General features: G+C 62.3%; 27 protein-coding genes and 1 pseudogene. 9 read left to right on the forward strand and 19 right to left on the reverse strand.

The window, feature by feature from the left end; translation table 11 throughout:
* Positions 1-11 precede the first annotated feature (11 nt).
* The 5 genes from ahcY to NR164_RS04030 all read left to right on the forward strand — a co-directional run bounded on the left by ahcY (position 12) and on the right by NR164_RS04030 (position 6582).
* Positions 12-1421 (forward strand): adenosylhomocysteinase, encoded by a 1410-nt coding sequence (ahcY, locus tag NR164_RS04010; RefSeq protein WP_017844968.1) that lies wholly within the window; start codon positions 12-14, stop codon positions 1419-1421.
* A gap of 172 nt (positions 1422-1593) precedes the next feature.
* On the forward strand, positions 1594-2439 hold the full coding sequence (gene metF, locus NR164_RS04015; RefSeq protein WP_017844969.1) for a methylenetetrahydrofolate reductase [NAD(P)H]: 846 nt from the start codon (positions 1594-1596) through the stop codon (positions 2437-2439).
* Between the two features lie 78 nt (positions 2440-2517).
* Complete coding sequence (locus NR164_RS04020) at positions 2518-3600, forward strand: hypothetical protein (protein WP_256822332.1); 1083 nt, start codon at positions 2518-2520, stop codon at positions 3598-3600.
* Positions 3601-3663: 63 nt separating this feature from the next.
* Entirely contained in the window at positions 3664-4467 is an 804-nt protein-coding gene (locus NR164_RS04025; RefSeq protein WP_079444859.1) for an ABC transporter substrate-binding protein, read from the forward strand.
* Positions 4468-4689: 222 nt separating this feature from the next.
* Positions 4690-6582 (forward strand): DEAD/DEAH box helicase, encoded by a 1893-nt coding sequence (locus NR164_RS04030; RefSeq protein ID WP_256822333.1) that lies wholly within the window; start codon positions 4690-4692, stop codon positions 6580-6582.
* Between the two features lie 146 nt (positions 6583-6728).
* On the opposite strand, the gene NR164_RS04035 is transcribed toward NR164_RS04030, so the two are convergent.
* Both NR164_RS04035 and NR164_RS04040 read right to left on the reverse strand, forming a co-directional pair.
* Positions 6729-7325 carry a YceI family protein gene (locus NR164_RS04035; RefSeq protein ID WP_017844972.1) on the reverse strand — a complete coding sequence of 199 codons (597 nt, stop codon included), beginning with the start codon at positions 7323-7325 and terminating at the stop codon, positions 6729-6731.
* 32 nt (positions 7326-7357) lie between these two features.
* Positions 7358-7909 (reverse strand): cytochrome b, encoded by a 552-nt coding sequence (locus NR164_RS04040; protein WP_017844973.1) that lies wholly within the window; start codon positions 7907-7909, stop codon positions 7358-7360.
* A 272-nt stretch (positions 7910-8181) separates the two neighbouring features.
* On the opposite strand from NR164_RS04040, the gene NR164_RS04045 reads away from it, so the two are divergent.
* Both NR164_RS04045 and NR164_RS04050 read left to right on the forward strand, forming a co-directional pair.
* Positions 8182-9588, forward strand: coding sequence for an adenosylmethionine--8-amino-7-oxononanoate transaminase (locus NR164_RS04045; RefSeq protein WP_046381777.1), 1407 nt, complete (start codon positions 8182-8184; stop codon positions 9586-9588).
* A gap of 39 nt (positions 9589-9627) precedes the next feature.
* The gene (locus NR164_RS04050; RefSeq protein ID WP_017844975.1) at positions 9628-10347 is read left to right on the forward strand and encodes a 16S rRNA (uracil(1498)-N(3))-methyltransferase; all 720 of its coding nucleotides are present in this window, start codon (positions 9628-9630) and stop codon (positions 10345-10347) included.
* Positions 10348-10365: 18 nt separating this feature from the next.
* Here NR164_RS04050 and NR164_RS04055 read toward each other — a convergent pair whose 3' ends face one another.
* On the reverse strand, positions 10366-11268 hold the full coding sequence (locus NR164_RS04055; RefSeq protein WP_169863670.1) for a transporter substrate-binding domain-containing protein: 903 nt from the start codon (positions 11266-11268) through the stop codon (positions 10366-10368).
* A 27-nt stretch (positions 11269-11295) separates the two neighbouring features.
* Positions 11296-12537, reverse strand: a complete 1242-nt coding sequence (locus tag NR164_RS04060; RefSeq protein ID WP_193058829.1) for a D-amino acid dehydrogenase — start codon at positions 12535-12537, stop codon at positions 11296-11298.
* Between the two features lie 107 nt (positions 12538-12644).
* Here NR164_RS04060 and NR164_RS04065 point away from each other — a divergent pair, with 107 nt between their 5' ends.
* Positions 12645-13547: a LysR family transcriptional regulator gene (locus NR164_RS04065; protein WP_017844978.1), complete on the forward strand. Its 903-nt coding sequence runs from the start codon at positions 12645-12647 to the stop codon at positions 13545-13547.
* A 142-nt stretch (positions 13548-13689) separates the two neighbouring features.
* On the opposite strand, the gene NR164_RS04070 is transcribed toward NR164_RS04065, so the two are convergent.
* On the reverse strand, positions 13690-14307 hold the full coding sequence (locus NR164_RS04070; protein WP_017844979.1) for a hemolysin III family protein: 618 nt from the start codon (positions 14305-14307) through the stop codon (positions 13690-13692).
* A 144-nt stretch (positions 14308-14451) separates the two neighbouring features.
* On the opposite strand from NR164_RS04070, the gene NR164_RS04075 reads away from it, so the two are divergent.
* A complete protein-coding gene (locus NR164_RS04075) occupies positions 14452-15372 on the forward strand; it encodes a LysR substrate-binding domain-containing protein (RefSeq protein ID WP_017844980.1) in 921 nt (306 codons plus the stop codon).
* A 106-nt stretch (positions 15373-15478) separates the two neighbouring features.
* Here NR164_RS04075 and madM read toward each other — a convergent pair whose 3' ends face one another.
* From madM to NR164_RS04140, 14 genes and pseudogenes are all read right to left on the reverse strand, one after another.
* Positions 15479-16243 (reverse strand): malonate transporter subunit MadM, encoded by a 765-nt coding sequence (gene madM / locus NR164_RS04080; RefSeq protein WP_017844981.1) that lies wholly within the window; start codon positions 16241-16243, stop codon positions 15479-15481.
* A 1-nt stretch (position 16244) separates the two neighbouring features.
* Complete coding sequence (gene madL / locus NR164_RS04085; RefSeq protein ID WP_017844982.1) at positions 16245-16658, reverse strand: malonate transporter subunit MadL; 414 nt, start codon at positions 16656-16658, stop codon at positions 16245-16247.
* A gap of 66 nt (positions 16659-16724) precedes the next feature.
* Complete coding sequence (gene mdcH / locus NR164_RS04090; RefSeq protein ID WP_256822336.1) at positions 16725-17624, reverse strand: malonate decarboxylase subunit epsilon; 900 nt, start codon at positions 17622-17624, stop codon at positions 16725-16727.
* Entirely contained in the window at positions 17621-18217 is a 597-nt protein-coding gene (locus tag NR164_RS04095) for a malonate decarboxylase holo-ACP synthase (RefSeq protein ID WP_256822337.1), read from the reverse strand. The genes mdcH and NR164_RS04095 overlap by 4 nt, the downstream gene beginning before the upstream one ends.
* Positions 18211-18981, reverse strand: coding sequence for a biotin-independent malonate decarboxylase subunit gamma (gene mdcE, locus NR164_RS04100; protein ID WP_232566077.1), 771 nt, complete (start codon positions 18979-18981; stop codon positions 18211-18213). Before mdcE ends, NR164_RS04095 begins: the two co-directional genes overlap by 7 nt.
* Complete coding sequence (locus NR164_RS04105) at positions 18978-19820, reverse strand: biotin-independent malonate decarboxylase subunit beta (RefSeq protein ID WP_256822338.1); 843 nt, start codon at positions 19818-19820, stop codon at positions 18978-18980. The genes mdcE and NR164_RS04105 overlap by 4 nt, the downstream gene beginning before the upstream one ends.
* Positions 19813-20112 (reverse strand): malonate decarboxylase subunit delta, encoded by a 300-nt coding sequence (locus NR164_RS04110; protein WP_169881774.1) that lies wholly within the window; start codon positions 20110-20112, stop codon positions 19813-19815. The genes NR164_RS04105 and NR164_RS04110 overlap by 8 nt, the downstream gene beginning before the upstream one ends.
* Positions 20112-20960, reverse strand: a complete 849-nt coding sequence (locus NR164_RS04115) for a triphosphoribosyl-dephospho-CoA synthase (RefSeq protein WP_104904304.1) — start codon at positions 20958-20960, stop codon at positions 20112-20114. Before NR164_RS04115 ends, NR164_RS04110 begins: the two co-directional genes overlap by 1 nt.
* Complete coding sequence (mdcA, locus tag NR164_RS04120) at positions 20961-22631, reverse strand: malonate decarboxylase subunit alpha (RefSeq protein ID WP_046381767.1); 1671 nt, start codon at positions 22629-22631, stop codon at positions 20961-20963.
* Positions 22632-22795: 164 nt separating this feature from the next.
* Positions 22796-23176, reverse strand: a complete 381-nt coding sequence (locus NR164_RS04125) for a rhodanese-like domain-containing protein (RefSeq protein WP_046385155.1) — start codon at positions 23174-23176, stop codon at positions 22796-22798.
* A 43-nt stretch (positions 23177-23219) separates the two neighbouring features.
* Complete coding sequence (locus NR164_RS04130; RefSeq protein ID WP_017844991.1) at positions 23220-23660, reverse strand: group II truncated hemoglobin; 441 nt, start codon at positions 23658-23660, stop codon at positions 23220-23222.
* Positions 23661-24159: 499 nt separating this feature from the next.
* Positions 24160-24261: pseudogene (locus NR164_RS30450) on the reverse strand (DUF6124 family protein); the annotation flags it as partial.
* A gap of 56 nt (positions 24262-24317) precedes the next feature.
* Positions 24318-24737: a hypothetical protein gene (locus NR164_RS04135; RefSeq protein WP_046381766.1), complete on the reverse strand. Its 420-nt coding sequence runs from the start codon at positions 24735-24737 to the stop codon at positions 24318-24320.
* Positions 24715-25098, reverse strand: a complete 384-nt coding sequence (locus NR164_RS04140) for a polymorphic toxin type 44 domain-containing protein (protein WP_256822339.1) — start codon at positions 25096-25098, stop codon at positions 24715-24717. Before NR164_RS04140 ends, NR164_RS04135 begins: the two co-directional genes overlap by 23 nt.
* Between the last annotated feature and the right edge of the window lie 172 nt (positions 25099-25270).

Raw genomic sequence — 25270 nt, forward strand, 5'->3', positions numbered from 1 at the left:
GGAGGCTCTTCATGAGCGCTGTAATTACGCCTGCAGATTTCAACGACTACAAAGTCGCCGACATGTCCCTCGCTGCCTGGGGCCGTCGCGAAACCTTTATCGCCGAATCCGAAATGCCTGCGCTGATGGGCCTGCGTCGCAAGTACGCCGCTGAGCAACCGCTCAAGGGCGCGAAGATTCTCGGCTGCATCCACATGACCATCCAGACTGCCGTGCTGATCGAAACCCTGGTTGCCCTGGGTGCCGAAGTGCGTTGGTCGTCCTGCAACATCTTCTCGACACAAGACCAGGCCGCCGCCGCCATCGCTGCTGCCGGTATCCCGGTATTCGCCTGGAAAGGCGAGACCGAAGCAGAGTACGAATGGTGCCTGGAGCAAACCATCCTGAAAGATGGCGCGCCTTGGGATGCCAACATGGTCCTCGACGACGGCGGCGACCTGACCGAGCTGCTGCACAAGAAGTACCCGCAGATCCTCGACCGCGTCCACGGCGTGACCGAAGAAACCACCACCGGCGTACACCGCCTGCTGGACATGCTGGCCAAGGGCGAGCTGAAAATCCCGGCCATCAACGTCAACGACTCGGTGACCAAGAGCAAGAACGACAACAAGTACGGCTGCCGTCACAGCCTGAACGATGCGATCAAGCGCGGCACCGACCACCTGCTGTCGGGCAAGCAAGCCCTGGTGATCGGCTACGGTGACGTGGGCAAGGGTTCGTCCCAGTCCCTGCGCCAGGAAGGCATGATCGTCAAGGTCTCCGAAGTCGACCCGATCTGCGCCATGCAAGCCTGCATGGACGGTTTCGAAGTGGTTTCGCCGTTCATCGATGGCATCAACGATGGCAGCGAAGCGAGCATCGACAAGGCCCTGCTGGGCAAGATCGACCTGATCGTCACCACCACCGGTAACGTGAATGTCTGCGATGCCAACATGCTCAAGGCCCTGAAGAAGCGCGCCGTGGTGTGCAACATCGGTCACTTCGACAATGAAATCGACACCGCTTTCATGCGCAAGAACTGGGCATGGGAAGAAGTGAAGCCACAGGTACACAAGGTTCACCGTACCGGCTCGGGCGATTTCGACCCGCAGAACGACGACTACCTGATCCTGCTGGCCGAAGGCCGCCTGGTAAACCTGGGTAACGCCACTGGCCACCCAAGCCGCATCATGGACGGCTCGTTCGCCAACCAGGTACTGGCGCAGATCTTCCTGTTCGGCCAGAAGTACGCCGACCTGTCGCCGGCCCAGAAAGCCGAGCGTCTAACCGTGGAAGTGCTGCCGAAGAAACTCGACGAAGAAGTGGCCCTGGAAATGGTCCGCGGCTTCGGCGGCGTGGTGACTCAACTGACCAAGACCCAGGCCGACTACATCGGCGTGACCGTCGAAGGTCCGTTCAAGCCGCACGCTTACCGCTACTAAGTAACCAGCTCCACCTGCTCTAACCTGTAGGAGCGAGCTTGCTCGCGAAAAACCCAACGGCACCGCGTACAGCCTGTTTGACGCGTTATCGTTGACGTTCTTCGCGAGCAAGCTCGCTCCTACAGTGCAGGTGGGTTGCACAGTCGGCTTCTGAGTTTCCAAGGGTATTACCATGTCCCAAGACCGTCGCTACAGCTTCGAGTTCTTTCCGACCAAGACCGATGCTGGGCATGAAAAACTGATGGCGACTGCCAAGCAGTTGGCCAGCTACCACCCCGACTTCTTCTCCTGCACCTACGGCGCTGGCGGCTCGACCCGTGACCGCACGATCAACACCGTGTTGCAGCTGGAAAGCGAAGTCAAAATTCCCGCCGCGCCGCACTTGTCGTGCGTGGGCGACAGCAAGGCCGACCTGCGCGCCCTGCTGACCCAATACAAAGGCGCCGGCATCAAGCGCATCGTCGCCCTGCGCGGTGACCTGCCATCCGGCATGGGCATGGCCAGCGGTGAGCTGCGCTACGCCAACGACCTGGTGAGCTTCATCCGCGAAGAAAGCGGCGATCACTTCCACATCGAAGTGGCCGCTTACCCGGAGATGCATCCACAGGCGCGCAACTTCGAAGACGATCTGCAGAATTTCGTGCGCAAGGCCAACGCCGGCGCCGACAGTGCGATCACCCAGTACTTCTTCAACGCCGACAGCTACTTCTACTTCGTCGAGCGTGTACGGGCCATGGGTGTGAACATCCCGATCGTGCCAGGCATCATGCCGATCACCAACTACAGCAAGCTGGCGCGCTTCTCCGACGCCTGCGGTGCTGAGATCCCACGCTGGGTACGTAAACAACTGGAAGCCTATGGCGACGACGTCAAAAGCATCCAGGCATTCGGCGAACAGGTAATCAGTGAGATGTGTGAACAATTGTTGCAAGGTGGTGCGCCAGGGCTGCATTTCTATACCCTGAACCAGGCTGAACCTAGCCTTGCCATCTGGAACAACCTCAAGCTGCCACGCTGAAGTTTGCCCGGCTGTGCCAAGGCCCTCGTTTCTACGAGGGCCTTTGTCGTTTTACATGCCCACGGAACCCAGCAGTCCATGAATACAGTGCCCTCGACTTCCCGCCCGCAACTGGTGTATCTGGTTTTCGGTGCCCAGACCTACCATCAGGAAGCCGTCTTCAGTATCGCCAGCGCCTTGGCTTTTCTGCAGGACACCCCGGACGCCGTCGTAGACATCCAGGTATTCAGCGACAACCCCGAACCCTATCGCCTGCTGCCGGTACGCGTGCGCCCGCTGGACGACGCCACCCGCAAACGCTGGAGCGAGCCCCACGGCTATCACTTCCGCACCAAACACGTGGTGCTGCGCCAGGTGCTGGAAGAGTCGTCGACAGCCCTGCTGATCGACACCGACACCTTCTTCCACCATTCGCCCACAGCCCTGTTCGAGCGCGTGCAACCCGGCACTCTGCTGTGCAACGCCTTCTACACCAAGTACGGCGACAATCACGAAAGCATCCTCTATAGCGCCCTGCACCAGCGCCTGCTGGACATGGGCGTGGCCGACGATGACATGATGACCCTCAACTCCGGCGTCATCGGCCTGACGCAACAGGACGCGCACATCCTCGATCGCTCCATCGAGTTGATGGACGAACTGTTCCCCCACGCCCAGGGCGCCTACACCCTGGAAGAGTTCTGCCTGTCGATCGCCGCCTACCGCACCGTGAATGTGCGCGAGTGCCCGGACCTGATCCACCATTACTGGAGCCGCAAGCAGCTGTTCCGCGCCAAGGTCAAGGCGTGGATCGCCAAGCATGCGGGCGCCCCCACCAGCGCGCAGGCCCTGGCCGACACGCGTCAGGTTTCCTCGCACCTGCCGCGCCCGCCGCGCTTGCAGCGCCTGATGTACAAACTGATCACCCTGCTCTTGCCCAAGCACCAGCAGCAGTTCATCCGCGAAGTTCTCTACGGTTGCTACGAGCACGAGAACGAGTTCGACCAGGCGTGCGGCCCGGTGTGGTGGGACAAGGCGCGGCAGAATCAGGAAGAGCGCCAGCAACGTCCGCTCGACGCCCACCAACTGGAGCACTGGTTTGCCAACCCGGTGGTCAGGCTGATTCTGGGCGAGCGGCGCAGCGCGATCTACGAACACTTGATAACCTCGCCCGTCAAATAACGATCCTTGCAGATGCGCGTGCCAGAGCTTCTCTTTCATTCAGGAGCATCGTAACCTCAGGCCATGTCCGCCCTTCTGAAGCTGTTGACTGCGACTCTTTTTACTTGCCTGAGCCTGGCCGCTCACGGCGAGAAATTGCGCATCGTCACCGAACCGTGGGCGCCTTACGTGTATGACGACAACGGCACGATGCGCGGGCTGGACTATGAAACCACGGTGATCGTGTTCCAGCGCCTGGGCGTCGATGTGCAGTGGCAATTCCTGCCGTGGAAACGCTGCCTGGCGATGCTCGAACAAGGCCACGCCGACGGCGCGCTGGACATTTTCCACAGCCATGAACGCGATGCCCTGCTGCTGTACCCCAGCGAACCGCTGTCGGAAGTGGAGTTCGTGCTGTTCTACGCCAATGAGCGGCCCCACCCGGTCCAGACCCTTGACGAGTTGCGCGGGCTGACCGTGGGCACCTCGCCGGGTTACCTGTACGGCGCCGAATTCAGTGAGTCCAGCGTGTTCCAACGCGAGCCGGCGCCGAGTCATGAAGCGAACTTCGGCAAATTGCTGCTTGGCCGCATCGATCTGCTGGTGACTGATCGCCGGGTCGGCCAGCATGTGATCGCGGCCTTGGGCCTGGAAGGCCAGGTCAGCCAGGCGCCCGCCGTGATCCGCCGCCAGCAGCAGTTTCTCGCCGTGCGCCGTGGCGCGGGCATGGACCTGCTGGTGCAGCGCTTTGCCGCCGAACTCAAGCGCTTCAAGCAAGAGCCGGCCTACGCCGCCTTGAGCGCCAAATATGGTGGTATTCAAAGCGCAGCGGCGCCGATTACACTGCACAAACACACCGTTGAGCAGCAGGAAAGCAGCGCGCGGTGATTGCTCTGTTATACTCGGGCCTTCCCGCCAGGCTTACGCCCGGCCGCTGAGGTCTTGAAAAAGACACCCAACCCAGCTACTGCGCAGCTTTGCGGCCCGCGCGAGCCATTGGAGTGTCCGCCAGACGCAGCAGGACCGGACGGGGTTGCGCTCCCCTAAGCGCCATTCACGCCCGGCAAGATTATCCCTTTGGGCCAAGCCCTAACTAAAACAGGATTACTCATGTCCTTTGCTTCCCTCGGTCTCTCCGAGGCTTTAGTCCGCGCCATCGAGGCAGCGGGCTATACCGAGCCTACTCCGGTGCAACAGCGGGCTATTCCCGCCGTGTTGCAAGGTCGCGACCTGATGGTTGCGGCTCAGACAGGTACTGGTAAAACCGGCGGCTTCGCCCTCCCGATTCTGGAGCGGTTGTTCCCCAATGGTCACCCGGACAAGTCCCAGCGTCATGGCCCGCGCCAACCGCGCGTACTGGTCCTGACCCCTACCCGCGAACTCGCCGCCCAAGTGCACGACAGCTTCAAGCTGTATGCCCGCGACCTGAAGTTCGTCAGCGCCTGCATCTTCGGCGGCGTCGGCATGAACCCACAGGTTCAGGCCATGTCCCGTGGCGTTGACGTCCTCGTCGCCTGCCCGGGTCGCCTGCTCGACCTGTGCGGCCAAGGCAGCGTCGATTTGTCCCACGTGGAAATCCTCGTGCTCGACGAAGCCGACCGCATGCTCGACATGGGCTTTGTCCATGACGTGAAAAAGGTCCTCGCCCGCCTGCCGGCCAAACGTCAGAACCTGCTGTTCTCGGCAACGTTCTCCAACGACATCACCGCCCTGGCCGGCAAGTTGCTGCACAACCCGGAGCGCATCGAGGTCACGCCGCCGAACACCACGGTCGAGCGTATCGAACAACGCGTGTTCCGCCTGGCCGCCAGCCACAAGCGTTCGTTGCTGGCGCACCTGATCACCCACGGCGCGTGGGAACAGGTGCTGGTGTTCACCCGCACCAAGCACGGCGCCAACCGCCTGGCCGAGTACCTGGACAAGCACGGCCTCACCGCCGTCGCCATCCACGGCAACAAGAGCCAGAACGCGCGCACCAAAGCGCTGGCCGACTTCAAGGCCGGTGAAGTACGCATCCTGGTGGCCACCGATATCGCCGCACGCGGCCTGGATATCGACCAACTGCCGCACGTGGTCAACTTCGAGCTGCCTAACGTCGACGAAGACTACGTACACCGTATCGGCCGTACCGGCCGTGCCGGTCGTTCGGGCGAAGCCATCTCCCTGGTTGCGCCGGACGAAGAAAAACTGCTGAAAAGCATCGAGCGCATGACCAAGCAGAAAATCGCCGACGGCGACCTGATGGGCTTCGATGCCAGCACCGTTGAGGCCGAGAAGCCTGAGGTGCGCGAGCGTCCGGACGTGCGTAACCCACGCGGTCCGAAGGGCGATGGCCCGAACGGCGGCGGTGGCGGCGGCGGTCGTCGCGACAAGGGCAAGGACAAGGGCGGCAAGGAAAAAGCGCCGACCAACGGCCGTGGCGAACGCCCGGCCCGCGAGCAGAAGCCCCGCGAAGGCACCCCGGCCCGCGAACAGCGTCAGCCGAGCCAGCCAAGCCAGCCGCCACGCGCCAGCGCCGACCGCGCGCCGGACGAGTTCCTCGACGACGATGTGGATAACTTCGGTAACCGCGTCGACTACGTGCCCCAGGCCAAACCGGCCCAGGGCCGTGGCCGTCGTCCAGGCGCTCCGGCTCCGGGCGCTGGCACTGGCGCACCGCGTGGCGGCCAGCCACAGGGCGCGCGTCAGAACGGCCCGCGCAACAGCAGCGGCGGCACCACCGGTACGCCACCAGCCAAGCGCAGCGGCCCGCGTAACGGCGCACCGCGTGATGGCCAGGCGCGTCGCGAAGACTCGCGCAGCAACAACCGCCGCCCGGCCCGTGACGACCAGCCACGCTTGTCCGAGCCAGCGGTGCAGAACCCACGCGGCGGCCCCGCGCCGAAGATCATCCACAAGGAGTCGAAAGCCGACCGCTTCCCGACACCGGAGCAACTGGATCAGTTGCCAGGCCGTCCTCGTGGTGAAAAACCAGCGCTGCTGACCCGCAACCGCGAAGCATAAAAAAAAACCCGTATCGCGAGATACGGGTTTTTTTGCCTGTAGGAGCGAGCTTGCTCGCGAAGGTCGTCAACGATAACGCTGGCAGCCTGAAAAAACGCGGTGTCTCTACGTTTTTCGCGAGCAACCTCGCTCCAACAAGTGAAGCGTTACTTCGCTTTCACACCTTCAAACGTCACGTACAGCTCAACATTGTTGGACGCTGGGCCCAGGTCCATCTGCTTGCCGAAGTCTTGGCGATTGAAGCTGGTGGTGCCTTCAAAACCGGCACGGTAGCCGCCCCATGGATCCTTGCCTTCACCCAGGAAGGTGGCCTTGACGACGATCGGCTTGGTCACGCCGTGCAGGGTCAGGTCGCCGGTCACGTCGGCAGTGACTTGGCCCGCAGCATTCTTACCGGTGGTTTTAACACTGGTGGAGACGAACTTGGCATCGGCAAACTTGCCAACGTCCAGGAAGTCTTTGCTGGAGATGTGCTTGTCACGTTCAGCGTGGTTGGTGAACACGCTGGCGGTGCGGACGTTGAACTCAATCTTGCTGTCTTCAGGCTTGGCGGCATCGAAGCTGAACTTGCCGTCCAGGTCCTTGAACGTACCGGTGATGAAGCTGTAGCCCAAGTGGCTGATCTTGAAGTCGACGAAGGCGTGCTGGCCTTCTTTGTCGACAACATAGTCAGCGGCCATCACCTGGCCTGCGGACAGCAGAGCAGAACCGATTGCCAGAGCAGCGAGTGTCTTTTTCAACATGCTTTCTATTCCTTGTGAGTCGAGGTTGAACATCAGGCTTTGCGCCCCAGCATTCGCGTGAGGGTCGCATCACGATCGATAAAGTGGTGTTTCAACGCGGCCACGCCGTGCAGGCCGGCGAAAACCACCAGCACCCAGGCGAGGTACAGATGCACCACGCCTGCGGTGTCTGCCTGGTCCGGCAAGCCGGAAACCAAGGCAGGTATCTCAAACAGGCCAAACACCGGGATACCCACACCGTCCGCGGTGGAAATCAGGTAACCGGCGATCATCACGGCAAACAAGCCGACATAAAGGAACCCATGGCCAAATGCAGCACCGATCCGCGTCAGCCGGCTGTAGCTGGCCAGCGCCGGTGGCGGCGGGCTGATCAGGCGCCAGACGATACGCACCAGCATGATGGCGAACAGCGTGATGCCTATGCTTTTGTGCAGATCCGGCGCGTCTTTGCGCCATGCGCTGTAGTAGTCGAGACCGACCATCCACAAGCCCAGGGCGAACAGACCAAACACCACCAGGGCCACGCCCCAGTGCAATACCATGCTGACCCAGCCGTAGCGGGCTGGTGAGTTACGTAGCTGCATGTACTTAATCCCGTAAGAACTGTGCTCAAGACTAACGATTTACCTATCGAATTAAAGCGCAATTTTTTGCTTTGAAATATCGAGAAATATGATCATAAGCCTAGGCACAATACGTTAACGAGGGATTAAGACTATTCCTAAGAAACGTGACAGACCGTCCTGTGTTTACTGCGAATTGCCCCACAATGGCTTGTGACACGGGCCTCCATTGCATAGGCTTGCGCGATTGTTTCACCTGCGCCAGGCGCAGGACCGCTTCGAGGAGATAGACGATGGGCTTGAACAACCAGTGGATGCAACGCGACCTTGCGGTGCTGTGGCATCCCTGCACCCAGATGAAAGACCACCAGCAACTGCCGCTGATCCCGATCAAGCGCGGTGAAGGCGTGTGGCTGGAAGACTTCGAAGGCAAGCGCTACCTCGACGCTGTCAGCTCCTGGTGGGTCAACGTGTTCGGCCACGCCAACCCGCGCATCAACCAACGCATCAAAGACCAGGTCGACCAGCTGGAACACGTGATCCTCGCCGGTTTCAGCCACCAGCCGGTGATCGAACTGTCCGAGCGCCTGGTGGCGATGACGCCCGCAGGCCTGACCCGGTGCTTCTACGCCGATAACGGTTCGTCGTGCATCGAAGTCGCGTTGAAGATGAGCTTTCACTACTGGCTCAACCGCGGCCTGCCGAACAAAAAACGCTTCGTCACCCTGACCAACAGCTACCACGGCGAAACCATCGCCGCGATGTCGGTGGGCGACGTGCCGCTGTTCACCGAAACCTACAAAGCGCTGCTGCTCGACACCATCAAGGTGCCAAGCCCGGACTGCTACCTGCGCCCCGAGGGCATGAGCTGGGAAGAACACTCGCGCAACATGTTCCTGGCCATGGAACAGACCCTGGCGGACAACCACGACACAGTCGCCGCCGTAATCGTCGAACCGCTGATCCAGGGCGCCGGCGGCATGCGTATGTACCACCCGGTATACCTCAAGCTGCTGCGCGAAGCCTGCGACCGCTACGGCGTACACCTGATCCACGACGAAATCGCCGTGGGCTTCGGCCGCACCGGCAGCATGTTCGCCTGTGAACAGGCCGGCATCCGCCCGGACTTCCTGTGCCTGTCCAAGGCCCTCACCGGAGGCTACCTGCCGCTGGCGGCGGTGGTCACCACCGAAGATGTCTACAGCGCCTTCTACGACGACTACCCGACCCTGCGTGCCTTCCTGCATTCCCACAGCTACACCGGCAACCCGCTGGCGTGCGCGGCGGCCCTGGCGACCCTGGATATTTTCGAAGAAGACAACGTCATCGAAAACAACAAGGCCCTGGCCCAGCGCATGGCCACGGCCACCGCGCACCTGGCGGACCACCCCCATGTGTCGGAAGTGCGCCAGACCGGCATGGTGCTGGCCATCGAGATGGTCCAGGACAAAGCCACCAAGACCGCCTACCCCTGGCAGGAGCGCCGTGGCCTGAAGGTGTTCGAGCACGCCCTGACGCGCGGCGCGCTGCTGCGGCCGTTGGGCAGCGTGGTGTACTTCCTGCCGCCGTATGTGATTACGCCGGAGCAGATCGACTTTTTGGCGGAAGTGGCCAGCGAAGGGATCGATATCGCCACCAACAGCAAGGTGAGCGTTGCCGTGCCCAAAGACTTCCACCCAGGCTTTCGCGATCCAGGTTGATTTGCCCTTCAAGCTTTGTATTTTTTCCAGAGAACAGACATGAGACTGTCCCGCTTTTTCACCGACACCCCGCTGAGCCTCGGCGATCACGAACTGCCTGAAGCCCAGGCGCACTACATCAGCCGCGTGCTGCGCATGGGCGAAGGCGATGCCGTGCAACTGTTCGACGGTTCCGGCCAGGAGTTTCGCGGCACGTTGCTGGAGGTCGGTAAAAAACACGTCAGCGTGCAACTGACCGAGCAATTCGCCGGGCAGGCCGAATCGCCGCTGCACATTCACCTCGGCCAGGGCCTGTCCCGCGGCGAGCGGATGGATTGGGCGATTCAGAAAGCCACCGAACTGGGCGTCAACGCCATCACGCCGATTTTCAGCGAACGCTGCGAAGTGCGCCTCAAGGACGAACGCGCCGACAAACGCCTGCTGCACTGGCGCCAGGTGGCGATCAGCGCCTGCGAGCAATGCGGGCGCTCGACGGTTCCGGTGATTCATCCACCGCTGCTACTGGCCGATTGGCTGAAGCAGACCGAGGCGGACCTGAAGCTGGTGCTGCACCCGGTGGCCGAGCCGATGGTCAGCCATGCCAAGCCATCGAGCCTGGCGTTCCTGATCGGGCCCGAAGGCGGCTTGACCGACCCTGAAGTCGACACCGCCCAAGACGCCGGCTTCCACGCCGCCCGCCTCGGCCCGCGCGTGTTGCGCACCGAAACCGCGCCGGTCGTCGCGCTGGCCGTCGCCCAACAACTGTGGGGCGACTTCTGACCGGCCCGAGGAGCGGGTTTATTCCACCGGGTCGCTGACCGGGGTGGCGAAGATCGCCTTCAACTCGGCGGTCATCGGAAACTCCAGGTTCAGGCCCTTCGGTGGGATCGGCTGTTCAAACCAGCGCCGGTAAATCCCGTTGATCTCACCGGTGCGGTACAGATCGCCCAAGGTGTCGTTGACCACCGCGAGAAACTGCGGATCGTCCTTGCGCACCATGCAGCTGTAGATCTCCCGCGACTGCTCCTCGCCCACCACCACCCAGCGATGCGGGTCCCTGGCCTTGGCGCGCTCGCCGTAGAGCAACGCATCGTCCATATAGAACGCGGCTGCGCGGCCGGTCTCGAGCATCTTGAAGGCTTCGCCGTGGTCCTTGGCGCTGATCACCGACAGGTTGCCGTTGTGCTCGGCGTTGTAACTTTTGAGAAAGCGTTCGTTGGTGGTGCCGGCGGTCGTCACCACGTTCTTGCCCTTGAGGTCGGCGAAGCCTTGGATGCCGCTGTCTTTCGCCGTCAGCAGTTGCCCCTTCACGTAGATGAAGCCGTAGGAAAACGCCACCTGCTTCTGCCGCTCGGCGGTCACCCCGGTAGAACCGCACTCCAGGTCGACGGTGCCGTTCTGCACCAGCGGGATACGGGTCTGGGAAGTCACCAGGTTGTACTTCACGCTAAGGTTGGCCACCCCGGTTTTCTGCTGGATGCGCTCGACAATCTTGTTGGCCAGGTCCACCGAATAGCCCATGGGCTTGCCGCTCTGGTCGCCCACGTAGGAAAACGGCACCGACGCATCGCGATAACCCAAGGTAATGGACTTGGTGCTGGCGATCTTACTCAACGTGCCCTCTGTCGGCGGTTCATTCGCCTGAACCGGCGCGCCGAACAAAAGCCCCAGGGTGCAACCGATCAACAGGATTTTTCTCATTGTTATTCTCCGTTGGTGTGTGACGATTCAAGCGGCGCGGGGCGCCAGGCCCTGCATATCAATCGACGGCATGTGCTGGCCGATCAGTTCGGCCAGCAGTTGGCCGCTGCCGCAGGCCAGGGTAAAACCGAGCGCGCCGTGGCCCAGGTTCAGCCACAGGTTGCGATAGGCACTGGCGCCGATCAGCGGCACCCCGGTCGGCGTGGCGGGACGCATGCCGGCCCATTCGACCGCCTGGGCGTAGTCGCCGGCCAAGGGGAATGTCTCGACCGCCTGGCGCCTGATCAACGCGAGCCGCTTGGGCTCGAGGCCGGCGTCGAAACCGACGATATCGACCATCGCCGCCACCCGCAATTGCTCGCCGATCCGGGCGTACACGATCTTGCGGTCGTAGTCGGTGATGCTCACATTCGGCGCTCGATGCTGCGCGCCAATCGGCACGCTCAGGCTGTAGCCCTTGAGCGGATACAGCGGCAGCGCCAGCCCCGGCAACCCCAATTCAGCGCTGCGATGCCCGGCGGCGAGGACCAGTTGCTCGACCGGCATTACCTCCTCGCCCAACTCGATGGCCTGCACCGCACCGGCGCTGTGACGGATCCCGGTGACCTTGCGCCCCAGCAAGAAGCGGCAATGCCCCGACGCTTGCAGGCGCGCCGCCAGGCGTTGGCAGAAGGCGTGACAATCGGCCACTTCCTCGTTCGGCGTGTAGATCCCACCGACAAAACCACCGCTCGCCAGCGCCGGCTCCAGGCGGGTGCAATCGGCCGCCGACAGCACCTGCTGTTGCAGGATATCCGTGACCTTGCGGCGCGCATGCTCGAAGGTGTCGGCGTTGCGAAACGTCACCAGCTTGCCGTTGCGCCGCCAGTCGAAGCCGTCCAGACGATCATCCTCGCGCCACTGCTCCAAGGTGGCCTGGCTCAGGCTCGCCAGGCGCAGCAGGTGGGCGGCATTGCGCCGGTTCACCGAGCCACGGCAGGCGCCGAGGAACGCCGCCATCCAGCGCCATTGCTGCGGGTCGAGGCGCGGGCGCAGCTTCAATGGCGAATCACCGCGCAGCAGCCAGCCAAGCGCTTGCAGCGGCACGCCGGCATCGGCCAGCGGCGCAACGTAGCGATACGACAACTGCCCACCGTTGGCGAAACTGGTTTCGCTGCCCAGGGTGTCGCGCGCGTCGATCAGCGTCACGTCATGCCCGGCGCGCACCAGCGCGTAGGCGCTTGCCAGGCCGATGACCCCACCCCCGATGATACAAACCTGCCTGGCCATCCCCGCTCCTCGCCGTTGAATAAGACGGCTCAAGCGTAGGGGCAGGTGACAGGCCCGCGACAATGAATAAAGATGGGTCACCTATAAGCAAAGGTTATGGACTCGCCATGCGCTTGCGTCATATCGAAATCTTCCAGGCCATCCGCCAGACCGGCTCCATCAGCGCCGCCGCGCAATTGCTGCACGTCTCACAACCGGCGGTGAGCAAAGTGTTGCAGCACGCCGAGTTGCAACTGGGCTTCCCGCTGTTTCTGCGCGTGCGCGGCAAATTGCAGCCCACGCCGGAAGCCCTGGCACTGGAACGCGAAGTCGAGAAAGTCAGCGAAAGCCTGCAAGGCGTAAGGCGCCTGGCCAAGAGTCTGCGCCGGTCGCCGGCGCAGAGTGTGCGGATCGGCGCGATCCCGGCGCTGGCGCTGTCGTTGCTGCCACCGGCGATTCTGCAGTGGAAACGCGCTTACCCGGACATCGCCTGCGAACTGTCCAGCGACCATAGCCGCGAGTTGGTGCAGAAGCTGTTGATGCGCGAAATCGACCTGGCGCTGACCCTCAACTTCGCCGGCCACCCGGGGCTCACCACCCAAGTGCTGGCCAACGGAGCCTTGGTCGCGCTGGCGTCCAAGGGCTATTGGAGCGACGCGCAAACCCGCCAGCCGCTGCCGTTGGCGGAGCTGGCGGGAGCGCCGTTGATTGGCCTGTCCAGCGCCGACCCATTGGCGGCAAAGCTCGACAGTTACCTGGAAAAAGTCGACCCGCCACCACGGGTGAGCCTCTCGGTGCAGACCTACTCCCTGGCTCGCGCGATGGTGGAATCCGGCGCCGGCCTGACCGTCATCGACCCCTTCACCGCCCTCGGCGCGTCGACGGCGACCACCTGCATCCGCACGCTCACACCGCCGCTGCCGATCACCCTGTACGCCCTGACCCGCGCCGACGAACCACCGCCGCACATGTTGGCCAACCTGCTGCAGATCTTCGGTGAACGTGCCCGGGAGCTGCTCGAACGCCTGTAGTCAGCGCCCTCAACCCCACTGAAGAACCAATGTGGGAGGGGGCTTGCCCCCGATGGCGGTGGTTCAGCCAGCATATTTGCCAACTGACACACCGCCATCGAGGGCAAGCCCCCTCCCACATTTTTTTAGACCGCGTCGTGCGTTAGAGCACGTAATGCATGATCGCCACGAAATGCAGCAAACTGCCGCCGATCACAAACAGATGCCAGATCCCATGGGAATGCCGCAGGCGATCCTCCAGGGCAAAAAAGATAATGCCGACGGTGTACAACACCCCGCCCGCCGCCAGCCAGATAAACCCCGCCGTGCCCAGCGCGGCAATCAGCGGCTTGACCGCCACCAGCACGATCCAGCCCATCACCGCATAGATCACGATCGACAGAACCCGTGCTTCAGAACGCGGTTTGATCTCCTGCAGAATGCCGATCACCGCCAGCCCCCACACGATCCCGAACAACGTCCAGCCCCACGGTCCTCTTAAACTGACCAGGCAAAACGGCGTGTAACTGCCGGCGATCAACAGGTAGATCGAAAAGTGATCGACCTTCTGCATGATCGCTTTTCGCCGCCCCTGCACGCTGTGATACACCGTCGACGCGCTGTACAGCACCATCAACGTAAACCCATAAATCGCCACGCTGACAATCTTCCAGGGGCTGCCGTCCAGGCTCGCCACCACCAACATCCACACCGCGCCCACACACGCCGCGACTGCACCGAGCAAATGGCTCCAGGCGTTGAATCGTTCCCCGTGGTACATCTGTCACTGACCTCCCGTAACCGTTGACCGCTGGCTGGCAAGCGTCCCGCCTTGCGCATAAGAGTGCAAGGGCCTTATGACGTTCCGGCGACGCCGCACGGTTTTGCGGGCACAATCGGCAGCATTCGAACAAGAGCCACGGCCATGTTGATCGACGAAGAGTTCACCCTCAAAAAGCTGGAAATCTTCCTGGCCTTCATGCGTACCGGCAACCTGGCCCGCGCCGCTGCCGAGCTGCAAACCAGCAACGTCAGCGTACACCGCGCCATCCACTCCCTGGAGAACGCCCTGCGCTGCCCGCTGTTCAAGCATGAAGGCCGCAACCTCACCCCGCTGGAAAGCGCCTACGTGCTCGAAGAGCGCGCACAAAAGCTGGTGCAGGACGCAGTCGACAGCATCCGCCTGACCCGCGAAGCCGCCGGCTTCTCCGCCGAACGCTTCAAGCTCGGCTCGCTGTATTCGCTGACGGTGAAAACCGTGCCGCAACTGATCATGGGCCTGAAACTGCGCCGCAGCGAACTCAACATCGACCTGATCCTCGGCTCCAACTTCGACCTGCTGTATAAGCTCAAGAACATGGAAGTCGACGCGATCCTGATCTCCCTCGACGAACGCGCCAACGACCCCGATTGCGAACAGATCGCGTTGTTCTCCGACGACATCTTCCTCGCCACGCCCGCCGACTCGCCCTTCGACCGCGACCAGCAGATCGACCTGGCCGACGTGCGCGACGCCACGTTCATCACCCTCACCCAAGGCTTCGCCACCCACCAGGACGGCAACCGTGTGTTCAAGCAAGCGGGGTTCGAGCCGAAGGTGGCGATGCAGGTCAATGACATCTTCACCCTGCTGAGCATGGTCAGTTCGGGGGTCGGTTATGCGCTGCTGCCGGGAAGGATTGCGGCGGTGTATGAGAACCGCGTGAAGCTGATACCGCTGCAACCCCGGTATCGGTTGCAGCAACATATCGGGGTGGTGTTCTTGAAGGCCAAGGAGCGTGATCCGAATTTGCTGGCGTTGTTGGCGGAGTGTCGGATGTATGCCAATCGGCAGGTGACAGCCTGACAGACCGTTATCGGGGGCAAGCCCCCTCCCACATTTGGAATGCGTTTCAATGTGGGAGGGGGCTTGCCCCCGATAGCGCCAGACCAATCACCGCAACACCCCAAAGTCAGCCCACCAACCCTCGCACAATGAAGTACAGCAACGAAGGCCCGAGCAAACAGCCAAGCCCGGTGTGGAACGTCGCGGTCAGCGCGCCATACGGCACCAGGCGCCGATCTGTCGCCGCCAGCCCCGCCGTCACGCCACTCACCGTACCGGCCAGCCCACCGAACACCATCGCCGAACGCGGGTTATCCAGGCCCATCCAACGCGCCGCAACCGGCGTGCCGACCATCACCAGAATCGCCTTGATCAAGCCAGTGGCAATCGACAGCGCCATCACATCCGAGGTCGCGCCGATCGCCGCACCGGTCACCGGGCCGACGATGTAGGTCACGGCGCCGGCGCCGATGGTGGTCATACTGATCGCATCGCGATAACCGAATACCCAGGCCATGCTTGCACCGACGATAAACGGCAGGATCGTGCCCAGCAGCAGCGCAATCACACCGATCATCCCGGCCTTGCGCGCTTCGGTGGCTTGCACTTCAAACGCCGTGGCGACGATGGCGAAGTCGCGCAGCATCGCGCCGCCCATCAGGCCGATGCCGGAGAACAGCGATATATCCGCCAGGCCTTTTTGCCCGCCGGTCATGGTGCCGCCGACCCAGGCCAGCACCAGGCCGATCACGATGGCAATCGCCGAGCCGTGAACGCGCCCGAACGTCAGACGCTTGGACAGCACCACGGAAATCCACATCACCACGCCCACGAACGCAAAGGCGGTGACCAGGCCGTTATGCTCCAAACCCTTTTCAATGAGAGCCCACATATCAGCGGCCTCCCACGACAGGTGTCGGTGTGATCAGCGGTTCTTCATCGGGCAGCGGTTCGCCCTTGTGCGTGCGGCTGATCAACGCGATGGTGCAACCACACACCACCACCGAACCAATCGCCGCGAGTACCGCGACGGGGCCGCCGTGCAGAGCGGTGACCACATTTTGTTGCGCGGCCATCGCCACCACCACGGGGATGTACATCGCACCCCAGAAGCCGACGCCCATTTCGCAATCCTTGGTCATGCCGCCGCGTTTGTGCATCCACAGCCGTGCGCAGATCAGCAGGATCATCGCGATGCCCACCCCGCCCACGTTGGATTTGACGCCGAGCAACACGCCAAGCATGTCGCCCATGATCACGCCCGCGAGCGTGCAGATCGCCAGCAATGCCACACCGTAAATAATCATTGTTGTTGTCCTCAAAGTGCTCGATCGATTTTTTGTTGTTGTGCTTCGAAAGCCTTGGGTGGTGCTTTATCGGTGGCGGCGCTCCTCCTCTTCCAGCAGGGCCTGCAAGGTGTCCAGGCGCGCACCTTCGCAGGCGATCACCGTGCCGTGTTCGAACACGCGGCGTGACAAACCGGTGAGAACGGCGCCGGGGGGCAGTTCGATCTGCAGGCGCACGCCGCGCTCATAGGCGCTTTGCACGGTGCCGCGCCAGTCGACGACGCGGCACATGTTGAAGGCCAGGTCGTCGCGCAGTTGCGCAGGGTCGCGGATCGGCCGCGCCCGGGTGCTGCTCAAGTAGCTGATGCGCGGTGCCTTGAGCGTGACGAACGCTTCAGCCAGCACCTGGGCCGGGCGCTCCAGCAGCGCGCAATGGGACGGCACGCTGACGGCCAGGCGCTTGGCGATGCCGTTGCCTTTGACGCGCTGGGCGACACGCTGCATCGCTTCATCGCTGCCGGCGATCACCGTCTGGTTGTCGGCGTTGATATTGGCCAGGTACACCGGGGTTTCGGGGCTATGGATGTCGGCCAGCAGGGTTTCGACAGTGGATAAATCCGGGCCGATCAGGGCGGTCATGCCGTAGCCCTGTGGATAAGCCTGCTGCATCAGTTCGCCACGCAGGCTGACCAGCCGGACGGCGTCGGCAAAGTCCAGGGCACCGGCAATCACCGCCGCCGGGTAAGCGCCGATGGACAAACCCGCCACATAATCCGGCGTGCGCGCCAACAGGCGCGCATGGGCCACACCCACAATCAACAGGCACAACTGCACAGCGCGGGTACTGACCAAGGCCCGCGCAGAGTCGAGTTGGCGAACGTCTTCAGCCAAGGCCTCGCTGGCTTCGTCCAGCACCGACGCGGGCAAATGCCGAAGCATGCCAGGGCGTTGCGCACCCTGCCCCGGAAACACCAGCAGGCTGCTCATATCAGCGCCTGCCAGGGATCGATGACCAGGTGCGCGCCGCTGGCGGTTTTGAGTAATACGCGACGTGACGAGCCGGCCCATTCGCGCAAGGCGACGGCGCCAAACGGGGTTTGCAGTTGCAGGTCCACGGCGCAGACCGCCGTGTCCAGGATCGCCAGCAAGTCCCCGGCGTCGCGTCGCTCCAGCGGCTCGGGGGTGTGCAGGATCAAATCCAGATCGCTGGCGTCATGCAGCGCTTCGATGCCCGTGGCCAATTCAAAACCCGCACTGCCGCTGACGCCCCAATCCTTCTGCGCCAGCAGCGGCCGCAGTTGAGCCAGCGCCCGCAATGCCGGCAAATCCCGTGGCGATGTCACCCCGCGCAGGGCTTGCGGCGTCACGCGCCGCCGCACCAGCGCCAGCGGCATCTGCGCGGCGAAACGCTGCTCGCGCAAACGCCCGCGCACGCCGACCGCCACCAGGCCCGGTTGCGCAATGGCGCGGCGGACCACCACCGGCTGCCCGGCGCCGAGCGCCTCCAGCACCCAGGCCGGCGCATCGGCAGGCACATGCGCCGGGGTCATGCCCCAGAGCAGGTCGTGGACGTTCACCATTGCGCCCGCAGCAGTTGGCGCACATGGCTGGAGGCGGCGCGATGGGGCGCACCCAGGCGACCGCTCAAATCACGGCCATCGACATCCTTGATCGCACTGACCAGGCAGTCACTGACCCGCGCCACATCGTCCTTCGTCGGCTGTTCAATCTGGCTGACCGACAAGGTCTCCCAGAGCAAACCGAGGCTGGCATAACTGTCGATGTCATAGGCCATCGGCGGCACACTGGCGGCCAGGGCTTCGAGCTCTTCGACACTGCGCAGGGTCACCCGCGCCGCCGAGGCCTTGCCCATGGCGTGAACCATCACGCCGGGGTCGCGCAGGGCGATCAGGCGGTTGGCCTGGTAGCCGTGGGCGAGGAACGCGCCAGACATGGCCTTGCCCACCAACAACCCGATCACCGGGTGCCCGGCCAGACGGGCCCGAGCGTAGCTGTCGACCGCGGCGGCCAGGGCTTGATGGATGCCGAGGGCTTCTTCGCGACGGCCATAGGCCTGGCTCGGCACATCGACGATGGCGATCAATGGGCGCTGGTCGCCGGTCGCAATGGCTTCATCCACGGCTTTGGCCAACCCAAAGCCTTCGAGCAGGCCGACTTCGCCATTGCGTGCGCGAGGAAAGCGGTTTTGCGCGTCGGGGACCACGGCGATAAAGCGCACCTTGTGTTCACCCAATACGCCATCGGCGACTTTCAGCGAGTCCGGCAACCCTTCCACGGGTTGGGCGCCGGCACTCAACGCGTTGAACCACTGCAAGCCTCTCATGAGTGTTCTCCCTGATACAGATCGCGAACCGTCGCCGGGTCGATTTGCGGTTCGGCGTCCAGTTCAGCCAGGCGCGCCAGATAGAAGTCGGCGCGGCGACTGCGTTGTTGGGCGGGCAAGCCGAGCTGCAATAATGCGCTGACGGTCTGCTGAATCTGCGCGACATCGTCCGCCACGTAACGGTCGGCCAAGCCGCTGTTGAAGCGTTGTTCGCCGCCGGTCAGGCTCCAGATAAAGGGCCGGTCGCGGGAATCGTATTCATCCAGGCCGGCTTCCTGCTCGATCACCTGCGGACCGTTCAAGCCCAGGCGCGCTTCGCGGGTCACCAGCAGATAGCTGCACAGCCCGGCGGCGATGGACATCCCGCCAAAGCAACCGACGCTGCCCGCCACCACGCCGATCACCGGCTGATACTGGCGCAGATCGACAATCGCGGCGTGGATATCGGCAATCGCCGCCAGGCCCAGGTTGGCTTCCTGCAGGCGCACGCCACCGGTTTCCAGCAGCAGCACGGCGCGGGTCGGGATGCCGTTGCGGTTGTCTTCGGCCGCCAGTTCAAGGGCGCCGGCGATTTTTGCGCCGCCGACCTCACCGAGGCTGCCGCCCTGGAAGTTGCCTTCGATCGCGGCGATCACCACCGGCTTGCCGGCGATATTGCCTTTGGCGATCACCACACCGTCGTCGGCCTGGGGCACCACGCCCTGACGGCTGAGCCAGGGCGACATGACCCGCTCGAACGGGTCGATCAGTTCACGGTAAGAACCTGCGTCCAACAAGGCCTTGGCCCGCTGCCGTGCGCCCAGTTCGACGAAGCTGTGTTTGCCGAGCAAGTCAGTCATGGCCGATCTCCTCGAAGCCTTGTTCCAGGCGCAGGCGCACCACGCCGGGCGTGGCACCGAAGTCGTGGATATCAATGTTCAACGCGGGCAGCGTGTGCTCCTGGAAGATCCGCTCGAACAGGTGCTGCCAGCGCTGTTCGGCGCCATTCACCGAGGTCTGTACCTGAATGCTCAGGATGCCGGGCGTGCCCGGTTCCAGCAGCACTTCGAGGTCGCCCGAACCGACACACCCCACCAGCGCGCGACCTTTGGGCGGCTGCCCGGCGGGAAATTCAAAGGATAAGGTTTCCATCAAAACGCTCCATCGAGGCGGTCGATAAACAGGCAGGCGGCCAACAGGTCGGCGGCGCCGCCGGGGGAGGCATTCAGGGCCAACAGCTGTTGGTCGAGTTCGTGCAAATGGCGGCGACCGGCCAGGGTCGCGCTGCCGCCTGCGTCGAGCACCGCTTGGGCGCCGTGTTGCATGGCGTGCAGGCCCGCGGTGCCGGCGCGGTAGAGCACGCAGGTGTCGGCCAGGGCGGTCATGATCGCGAGCAACGCATCCAGGCGCGCGTTCTGTTCACCGGCCTGTTGCTGGCGGCTTTTGTGCAGTTGCGGCAGGCCGCGTTGCAACACCGAGGGGAAACCCAGTTGGGCTTCCTCACGGGCACCGCGTGCGCCGTAGCGTTGCGCCACCTGCGCGCCGTGGCTCATGGGTTGCGGGGCATGGCGATCGTCGAGCAGGGCCAGTTTTGCCGCTGTCAGGGTTACGGCATTCGGGTGAAGGGATTGGGGTTCCAGTGCCGCAGCCGCAGTGAGTAAGCCGAGGGCCCAGATCGCACCGCGATGGGTGTTCACGCCGAGGGTGGTGACGAGCATCGCCTGTTCACCCTCACGACCGATGCGACCGAGGGCTTCGCGCAGGGGCAAGCCGACTTCACCGATGTCGCGGGCGGCTTCGGCCATTGCCAGGAACATCGGCCACAGCGACAGCGCCGAGGCATGCATCAGGCCCAGGTGCAAATCGCGGTGGGCGCCGTTGCCACGACGGTCCACCAGGGCCGGTTTGGGCGACAGGTCGGCTTCGTCGATCAGGGCGTCGACGGCCAGGTCCGCCAGGCGTTCGGCAACGCTGAGTGGGTGCAGTTTGAGGGCGCGCATTTACCAGCTCCTGAACTTGGCGGGAGGGTTGTACAAACCGCCGGACCACTCCACCAAGTCGGCCACGCTCTTGGCGGCCAACAACTCACGGGTGGCGTCGGTGCGGCGGATGCCGAGGTCTTCGGGCCAGGCGATCAGGCCCTCACGGCGCATGCGCGCGGTGTCCTTGGGGTTATGGCGCATGCCGATGGCGGTCACCCCGGCGACGGCGGCGATCATCGCCTGGCGCTCTTCCAGGGAGCGCGCCTTGTACAGGTAGGCGATGCCTTCTTCGGTGAGCAAGTGGGTGACGTCGTCACCGTAGATCATGATCGGTGCCAGGGGCATGCCGCTTTTGCGCGCCACCTCCACCGCGTCGAGGGTGTTGACGAAGGTCGGTTTGCCGCCTTCCTGGAACGTCTCGACCATTTGCACCACGAGCTTTTTGCCGCGCTCCAAGAGTGCTTCGGGAGCATCCTCGTGACGCATGTCGAGCCAGGCCGGGGTGCCATGGCGGCGCCCGCGCGGGTCGTGGCCCATGTTCGGCGCGCCGCCGAAACCGGCGAGGCGCCCGCGGGTGACCGTGGAGGAATGCCCGTCGCCGTCCACTTGCAGGGTGGCACCGATAAACAGGTCCACCGCGTATTGGCCGGCGAGTTGGCAGAACATGCGGTTGGAGCGCATGGAACCGTCGCGGCCGGTGAAGAACACATCCGGGCGGGCGGCGATGTAGTGTTCCATGCCCAGTTCAGTGCCAAAGCAATGCACGCTTTCGACCCAGCCGCTTTCGATGGCGGGGATCAGCGTGGGGTGTGGGTTGAGGGTCCAGTTGCGGCAGATCTTGCCCTTAAGGCCCAGGGATTCGCCGTAGGTGGGCAGGATCAATTCGATGGCGGCGGTATTGAAGCCGATGCCGTGGTTGAGCGACTGCACGTTGTGTTTTTCGTAGATGCCGCGGATCGCCATCATCGCCATCAGCACATGCACCGGCTTGATGTGGCGCGGGTCACGGGTGAACAGCGGTTCGATGTAGAACGGCTTGTCGGCCACCACCACGAAGTCGACCCAGCTGGCCGGGATGTCGACGCGGGGCAAGTCGGTGACGTCATCCACCAACTGATTGACCTGCACGATGACAATGCCATCGCTGAACGCTGCCGGCTCGATCAGCGCCGGGGTGTCTTCGGTACTCGCGCCGGTGTAGATATTACCGGCGCGGTCGGCCATGAAACCGGCCGAGAGCACCACATTGGGGATCAGGTCCACCACCAGCCGGGCATAGAGTTCGATGTAGGTGTGGATCGCGCCGATTTCCAGCAGGCCGTCTTCCAGCAACTGGCTGATGCGCAGGGATTGGGTGCCGGCGAAAGAGAAGTCGAGCTTGCGCGCGATGCCCTTTTCAAACAGGTCCAGGTGCTCGGACCGGCCGACACTGGGCATGATCATGTGCAAATCGTGGAGCTTGGCCGGGTCAGCCTTGGCCAGGGAGCGCGAGAGGAAATCCGCCTGCTTCTGGTTATTGCCCTCCAGCACCACGCGGTCGCCGGGGAGGATCAGGGCTTCGAGGGCCTCGACGATTTTGTCGCTGGGCAGCACGGCCCCATCCGCATACTGCTTGACCAGCCCGAGCCGCCGCTGCTTCTCGTCGCGCCGCCGCGTCCAGCGCGAGTCGGGGGTAATTATTGTTGTCATGGTCGCTCCACGGGTTTGCTGTCGTGGGCTGTACCTTAGGAGTGATTCAGAGGGGCATCAATCAAGCTGGGCGGCGGATCGTTACGGCTGGAGTAATGAATCAGTGACAGACACGGGGTTAAGCCTAATGGGGAGCAACATGCCCCCCAACGCAGCCCACGGCGCTACTCGAAGCGAGGTAAATGCGGAACCACCGTCGGCTTTTGCGCACTCACCCATGCGTCGAACCCTCCGGTGATCGATGTTACGTGCAGGTAGCCCATATCAAGCAGCGATACAGCCGCGAGTGCTGCACGCCCCCCTGTTTTGCAGTACAGCACGACCTTAAGGTCTCGCGAACTGAGTGCGGTATCGTTGGACAGTTTAAATTCCAGCATTCCGCGCGAGGCATGCACAGCGCCCAAGATATGACCTGCGGCATACTCGTCGGCTTCACGTACATCAATAAGTACATCCGCATTCTGGATAGCCAGGTCAACGTCTTCGATGGCAACTTCTTCGATACGGGCTTTAGCGTCTACTACAAGATCGTGGGCAGTTTTAATCATGGTATTTGGGAAGCGTCCAGTTGGGAGAGTTAGCCGACGTTCAAAGCGGCGCCGCAACACCTGCGCGGCTGCCATCGGTATTAATCATGTGGTCGGCCATTTCGGAAAACATACGTTGCAGCTTCGCATTCAGGACTGCGTCATCCACCTGCTCGTTGATTGCCTGACGCATGCACAGCATCCATTCGTCGCGCTCGACAATACTGACTGCAAAGGGCGCATGTCGCATGCGCAAACGCGGGTGGCCACGTTCCTGTTGAAACAGTGGCGGGCCGCCAAGCCAGCCACTCAGGAACTTGAATAGACTGTCGGCGCTGCCGGCAAGACTCGGCGGGTGCATCTGGCGCACTCTTCGCGCCTCGCACAGCACCTCCATCAATTCGTAAAAGCGGTCGACCAGTTTATGGATACCCGCCTCTCCCCCTAACTGGAGATAAGTACTGGTGTTGTTCTTATGCACGGTACTCAATAGTTCAGTCATATCGTCAGCACTCAATGTTGGAACTTTATCCCGCCCGCAAGCACATGCGTCACACAGCACTGCCATTGGCAGATAACGCCGCCGTCGTTTATCGCAACGGGCCATGACCAGGCAGTTAGCACGCGCCATGCCAAGAGCGGAAATGTGTTTTTTATTGATTGATAACAAATACTTAACTATTCGAGCACGAAGATGGCAGATGCGTTGGCAGTCACATCTTCTGCCAATCGGCTATGACGGCAGTGGTTGGCAGTCAGGGTGCGGGCGAGCGCCTACGACGTGTGGCAGGCCGAGCATTGGGAGCAGCGGATTGATTGAGCTCTGAAGACGAGCGCTAACCTGTGTGGGAGGGGGCTCGCCCCCGATGGCAGTGGCTCAGTTACAGATACTGAGACTGACACACCGCCATCGGGGGCAAGCCCCCTCCCACATTTGTTCGGTGATGTCTTTTAAATAGCGGTCCCCAAAAGGGAGTGATCAGTCGCTGTTTGGGAACGTTTCAAGATGCTGGAGAAGGGCTGACTTGATCCCGCGCTCTGTCGACCAGCAACTGCCCCAAAGCCGCCATTTGCTGGATTCCGAGCATGATTGCGCGCTGCGAGCGACACGTTCATGCAGGGCGCAAAATATTGCAGGAAGAATCCGAACGCTGACTCATCACAACTCCATCACCACCTTGACCGCTCCAAGACCTTCGAGGGCGTAGCTGTTGTACTCATACACGCCCCCCTGAATATCCAACCGAAGCACGCCCTCATGCTCACTTACTTGCACATCGGGTTCTTTGGTTTTTAGAAATGGATGAGCCGACACCAACCCTGTGAGTATTTCCTGATCACTCCCCAGGTCCTTATGAACGTAGTACCTGTAGGAAAAGCCCACCGTCGCACCACCCTGCCCATCCCGCGCGCCGTAGATTGAGGTGCCGTTGCCCAAGGAATGTTTCAACACCACCTCATCCAGATCCGGTGTCCCGGGCGACATGACCCAACTGCCCGCGATATAAATCAGGCAGACCACTAACAGGCAGTTACGCAGGATCGGTATGAAGCCTTCAGTGGCCTTGAGAAATCGCATACTCAATACCTCTCCTTATCCAATATTGATCTCGCGGGTCATCACCAAAAGGATCACCTCCCCACCATGATCCAAAATCCGGATGGGTGGTTTTTGCGATGGTCTGAGCAACACCAGCGGCGCGCAGCAACACGTGCTCAGGAATGCCCAACACCGTACCAGTTGCACCGTAATTGAAGTTACCAAAAGCCTCGTATTGGCGCCCTCGCTTCTTGTAGTTCCATGGCCCGGCAGCTCTGACCTGAGAATAAAACCAGGAGTAGGCGAACGCCGAGCCTGACTGGAGATGAACATGCTTGCATTTGGCTATTGCCATATTTTCTAGAAGTGAAACACCAGGCGGCATTAACGGTACGGCCATGTGCCGGTCCTTGTTGGCAGTGAGGGGTGCTGAAATTAGCATCCCACTCAGGCCAGAAAACCTGCCCAATCAAAGTAAAGAAATTGCCTACATAAACAACATCCCATTCCGACAGAGGCTCGCCCCCGATGGCAGTGGCTCAGTTACAGATACTGAGACTGACACACCGCCA

The organism is Pseudomonas sp. Pse79, from assembly GCF_024519615.1.
Lineage (GTDB): Bacteria > Pseudomonadota > Gammaproteobacteria > Pseudomonadales > Pseudomonadaceae > Aquipseudomonas > Aquipseudomonas veronii.

What these genes read in the sequence shown, in the direction of transcription:
- NR164_RS04070 (WP_017844979.1), bottom strand. Translation starts at nt 14,307, where the DNA reads ATGTACCACGGGGAACGATTCAACGCCTGGAGCCATTTGCTCGGTGCA.
- NR164_RS04050 (WP_017844975.1), top strand. Translation starts at nt 9,628, where the DNA reads ATGAGACTGTCCCGCTTTTTCACCGACACCCCGCTGAGCCTCGGCGAT.
- NR164_RS04055 (WP_169863670.1), bottom strand. Translation starts at nt 11,268, where the DNA reads ATGAGAAAAATCCTGTTGATCGGTTGCACCCTGGGGCTTTTGTTCGGC.
- NR164_RS04030 (WP_256822333.1), top strand. Translation starts at nt 4,690, where the DNA reads ATGTCCTTTGCTTCCCTCGGTCTCTCCGAGGCTTTAGTCCGCGCCATC.
- NR164_RS04130 (WP_017844991.1), bottom strand. Translation starts at nt 23,660, where the DNA reads ATGACTGAACTATTGAGTACCGTGCATAAGAACAACACCAGTACTTAT.
- madM (WP_017844981.1), bottom strand. Translation starts at nt 16,243, where the DNA reads ATGTGGGCTCTCATTGAAAAGGGTTTGGAGCATAACGGCCTGGTCACC.
- NR164_RS04060 (WP_193058829.1), bottom strand. Translation starts at nt 12,537, where the DNA reads ATGGCCAGGCAGGTTTGTATCATCGGGGGTGGGGTCATCGGCCTGGCA.
- NR164_RS04035 (WP_017844972.1), bottom strand. Translation starts at nt 7,325, where the DNA reads ATGTTGAAAAAGACACTCGCTGCTCTGGCAATCGGTTCTGCTCTGCTG.
- NR164_RS04040 (WP_017844973.1), bottom strand. Translation starts at nt 7,909, where the DNA reads ATGCAGCTACGTAACTCACCAGCCCGCTACGGCTGGGTCAGCATGGTA.
- NR164_RS04095 (WP_256822337.1), bottom strand. Translation starts at nt 18,217, where the DNA reads ATGGTGAACGTCCACGACCTGCTCTGGGGCATGACCCCGGCGCATGTG.
- NR164_RS04065 (WP_017844978.1), top strand. Translation starts at nt 12,645, where the DNA reads ATGCGCTTGCGTCATATCGAAATCTTCCAGGCCATCCGCCAGACCGGC.
- NR164_RS04025 (WP_079444859.1), top strand. Translation starts at nt 3,664, where the DNA reads ATGTCCGCCCTTCTGAAGCTGTTGACTGCGACTCTTTTTACTTGCCTG.
- mdcH (WP_256822336.1), bottom strand. Translation starts at nt 17,624, where the DNA reads ATGAGCAGCCTGCTGGTGTTTCCGGGGCAGGGTGCGCAACGCCCTGGC.
- madL (WP_017844982.1), bottom strand. Translation starts at nt 16,658, where the DNA reads ATGATTATTTACGGTGTGGCATTGCTGGCGATCTGCACGCTCGCGGGC.
- NR164_RS04020 (WP_256822332.1), top strand. Translation starts at nt 2,518, where the DNA reads ATGAATACAGTGCCCTCGACTTCCCGCCCGCAACTGGTGTATCTGGTT.
- NR164_RS04045 (WP_046381777.1), top strand. Translation starts at nt 8,182, where the DNA reads ATGGGCTTGAACAACCAGTGGATGCAACGCGACCTTGCGGTGCTGTGG.
- NR164_RS04135 (WP_046381766.1), bottom strand. Translation starts at nt 24,737, where the DNA reads ATGCGATTTCTCAAGGCCACTGAAGGCTTCATACCGATCCTGCGTAAC.
- mdcA (WP_046381767.1), bottom strand. Translation starts at nt 22,631, where the DNA reads ATGACAACAATAATTACCCCCGACTCGCGCTGGACGCGGCGGCGCGAC.
- metF (WP_017844969.1), top strand. Translation starts at nt 1,594, where the DNA reads ATGTCCCAAGACCGTCGCTACAGCTTCGAGTTCTTTCCGACCAAGACC.
- mdcE (WP_232566077.1), bottom strand. Translation starts at nt 18,981, where the DNA reads ATGAGAGGCTTGCAGTGGTTCAACGCGTTGAGTGCCGGCGCCCAACCC.
- NR164_RS04110 (WP_169881774.1), bottom strand. Translation starts at nt 20,112, where the DNA reads ATGGAAACCTTATCCTTTGAATTTCCCGCCGGGCAGCCGCCCAAAGGT.
- NR164_RS04115 (WP_104904304.1), bottom strand. Translation starts at nt 20,960, where the DNA reads ATGCGCGCCCTCAAACTGCACCCACTCAGCGTTGCCGAACGCCTGGCG.
- NR164_RS04140 (WP_256822339.1), bottom strand. Translation starts at nt 25,098, where the DNA reads ATGGCCGTACCGTTAATGCCGCCTGGTGTTTCACTTCTAGAAAATATG.
- NR164_RS04075 (WP_017844980.1), top strand. Translation starts at nt 14,452, where the DNA reads ATGTTGATCGACGAAGAGTTCACCCTCAAAAAGCTGGAAATCTTCCTG.
- NR164_RS04105 (WP_256822338.1), bottom strand. Translation starts at nt 19,820, where the DNA reads ATGACTGACTTGCTCGGCAAACACAGCTTCGTCGAACTGGGCGCACGG.
- ahcY (WP_017844968.1), top strand. Translation starts at nt 12, where the DNA reads ATGAGCGCTGTAATTACGCCTGCAGATTTCAACGACTACAAAGTCGCC.